The sequence below is a fragment of the Hydrogenovibrio sp. genome, assembly GCF_049975065.1.
In the GTDB taxonomy this organism is placed as follows: Bacteria; Pseudomonadota; Gammaproteobacteria; order Thiomicrospirales; family Thiomicrospiraceae; genus Hydrogenovibrio.
The window spans coordinates 6,334-9,399 of the sequence record NZ_JBNGDN010000079.1; the positions used below are offsets into that span (position 1 = coordinate 6,334).

Genomic DNA, 3,066 nt, shown 5'->3' on the forward strand with positions numbered 1-3,066 from the left:
TTTGAACTGGACTGTCAATCCTTTTCATGTCACCCTGAGCGAAGCCGAAGGGTCTCACACCGGCAAACGTACAAGTTCACACACTGCTAACCCGCCCGAGAGGCTTCGGCGGCACTCAATATAACACCCGTTAAAGCCTTCTCTGAGCCTCTGTGTCTCTATGGTTGTCGTCTGTACACAAATTTTCAGGGAATCAACACAGGTGTCTTGACTCCGGTGGGTTCGTCCTCTGGTGGGGCTAGCCAGACGGTGTCTTTTAAGGATTGAATGTGTGGTGTGCGTCCGTAGATATAGCTTTGTTCGTCCACAATCACTTTATAGGCTTTGTTTAACAGCTTGGCTCGCTCGATGGAAGGCAGCAACAGAAAACCAATGTCTTCGTGCAACCGCTGCACGGCTCTAGGCTTAATGTCTCCGTTTTTGTCAAAAAACCTTTCCATGACTTCCGCGTTATCCCGAAACTCATTGCCGGAGCGGTTTTCCAGCAAATACTGGGTATATTCATAGGTACCGTCCGACCATTTTGGTTCTGGAATGCCCGACAAGCCTTTTTGCGTCCAATGGTACCAACCGCCTTGAAACGCATCGGCGTCCAGTTTACGCGGAAACGCAAAACTGGCATCGGTTGTTTGGCTAATCCCGGCATGACAGCCGATACAGTTCAACGACTCTTCATAACTCTGTGGTCGCAAGTCGCCGTTCTGATCCTCGATAAACCCTTGATATGTCCAGCCAACACCGCTGAGCATGCCGCCTTCCGGCGAACCTTGCACGTATCGTAATCGATCCGGAAAATCATGCGCGTCTTTCACCTCTTTCATCGCAACGTTACGCAACTGAGTGTAAGTGTTCCAATTGGTTTTGATGCCGTAACGCAGTTCTTTGAAACGTGGCGACATCCGAATTTCACCGTTTTCATCAAAGTCGATGTAACGTACACTGTGAATGAACTCGGTGCCTTCGGGATACAAACCACCGGCCAAATGCACTTTTTTCTGCGCCAATTGTTGTTTGGCCTGACCGACATAAGACATGTAACGCCCTTCCAATGGGGCCCAATCATAAACCACTTCAGTCGCTTGTCCGAGTTGGCCATCCTTATTCAAATCCACTTGATATAAGGTTTCATCGGTCGGTGGAATCGAAACATTACGACGCTTAATCAAGGCTTCGACAATCGCCAGATTCAAACGATATACCTCTCGGTTCCAGGTGCCGTTTTCATCCTTACGGAAAGCCGGAGCTAAACGGATAATCACGTCATCGGTACTGCCGTTGGTGGGCCAAAAAGTTCCTAAAAACGGCGTATAACCAAACGAACGCCAGCCGGAATCCTTTCCGTTCGGCATTTGATCAAAGCCTTCGGAGTCGAAGTTGAAATAACAATCCGGACGATAGCCGTTCCATTCACCGTCACCGTTAAAATCCCAATTTTTGGGAACGTCTTTCAGGGTTTCGGCCAGAATGATTCGCCCGTCTTCATCAAAGTAATTCGATTGACGAACGTATTCCATAATGGTGTCATCGGAAATATTTGCCACCGCTTCGGTTCGATCCTTGAACAAGTTAATCCAAGGGTTCTTCCGAGACGTATCACGAAATTCATAGGCGACCTGAAAGCTGGTGTCGTCAATATAGGTGGGAGCTTTAGGCGTGGAATGGCATGTAAAGCACGGGTTGTGCACCTGGCCGTTTTGCCCTTCCGTACGGGTGTAACACTGGGACGGGATGTAGCTACTGGCTCGATGGTGCACCTTGGTATTCAACAACCAGTCGTCGTCAAACATGGCGGTCACCTGCTGGACGGTTTGTGGGCCGTCCAAGGTGATGATTTCAACGTTTTGAACCTTGTTCGATTCGGTTGCATTCGAACAGGCCGAGAGCCCAACAATAGACGTCCAAAAGGCCGCCTTAAAAAAATAAGAAACAATCATAATTTTGACTCTTTACACTGAAATACAAAAGCCCCGCCATAAGGCGAGGCTCATTGACATTGGCCGAGAATCGGCCAAGAGAGATGATCGGATTATTTGACGTCCGAGAAATCGAACGGCCCGATGTAACCGGCTTCCGACTTGGTATCAACACCGGCTGGTCGCGTATAAGAACCGCTGACTTCACCGAATGGGTGCTGCGTCGTCACCGTCAGGTAACCGAAACCATTGATGTCTTTATGCCAGAAAGTCGATGTGGTTTCAGAACCGTAAGGACCGGTGAAGATACGCTCCATGGAACCGTCTTTGATGTTATACGCCCAGACCATGTCATTTGGGTGTTTGCTGGTATCTTCACCAATCACCAGAATATCGGAACCTTGCAAGAAGGTAACGTTATCCGGGTTAGCGATTCCGTCCACATCACAGGTGTTTCCTTCCAAAGCCGTTCCGGAGTAATCCACTGGTGTACCACTCACCAAGCCTTTCATGCTGTAGGCCACATAATCGGAACCAATGGTTGAGTTGGTAGCCACATCCAGAGCATAAACCGCACCACAAGGGTTGTATTCAACGCGAATATCATTATTTCCGCCTAGGTCGTAAGAAGTGTTGGGAACCCCTTTCTTGGCATTGCTTTCCATACCGTAAGCGACTTCGGACATGGCGATATACAACTTGTTGTCACGCTCATTGAAGGTAACCCCTTCCTCTTTACGGAACTCGGTCGTCGCCCCTTTGTAGGCCGCCATACGACGTGTTTCCAAACGTGCGGCAATCGCTTCATCCGCGGCATCCACAACCGTATCGCCATTGACGTCTTGCAATTGCAAACATTCGTTGCCGGCTTCGGTATTGACGTTGAAAAATCCAGAAGTTGCGCAGGAACCATCATCTTGTGGCGTTTCCGTTGCAAAAATGTTGTCAAACTTCGGTTTGTCCGCGACAATCGCTTTAATTGCAGCATCCGTGGCATGGCCCATATCAATCCACTGAATAACGGCTTGTCCCATGCTTGAATTATCTTCTGAGGTTTGAACCCATTTAGCGGCATACAAAGTACCGGCACTCAAATCTTCCGCCGTATCGGCCACAAACATGAACAATCCAACGTTAGTGCCGTCATCCGACA

The 3,066-nt window shown here is 48.9% G+C and carries 2 protein-coding genes; both read right to left on the bottom strand.

Annotated features, from left to right (window positions below):
* Nucleotides 1-185 precede the first annotated feature (185 nt).
* Nucleotides 186-1,934 carry a hypothetical protein gene (locus tag ACP5D0_RS08725; protein ID WP_472365329.1) on the bottom strand — a complete coding sequence of 583 codons (1,749 nt, stop codon included), beginning with the start codon at nucleotides 1,932-1,934 and terminating at the stop codon, nucleotides 186-188.
* Nucleotides 1,935-2,026: 92 nt separating this feature from the next.
* Nucleotides 2,027-3,066, bottom strand: a 1,040-nt coding sequence (locus ACP5D0_RS08730; RefSeq protein WP_472365330.1) for a PhoX family protein, incomplete at its 5' end; no start/stop codon positions are given.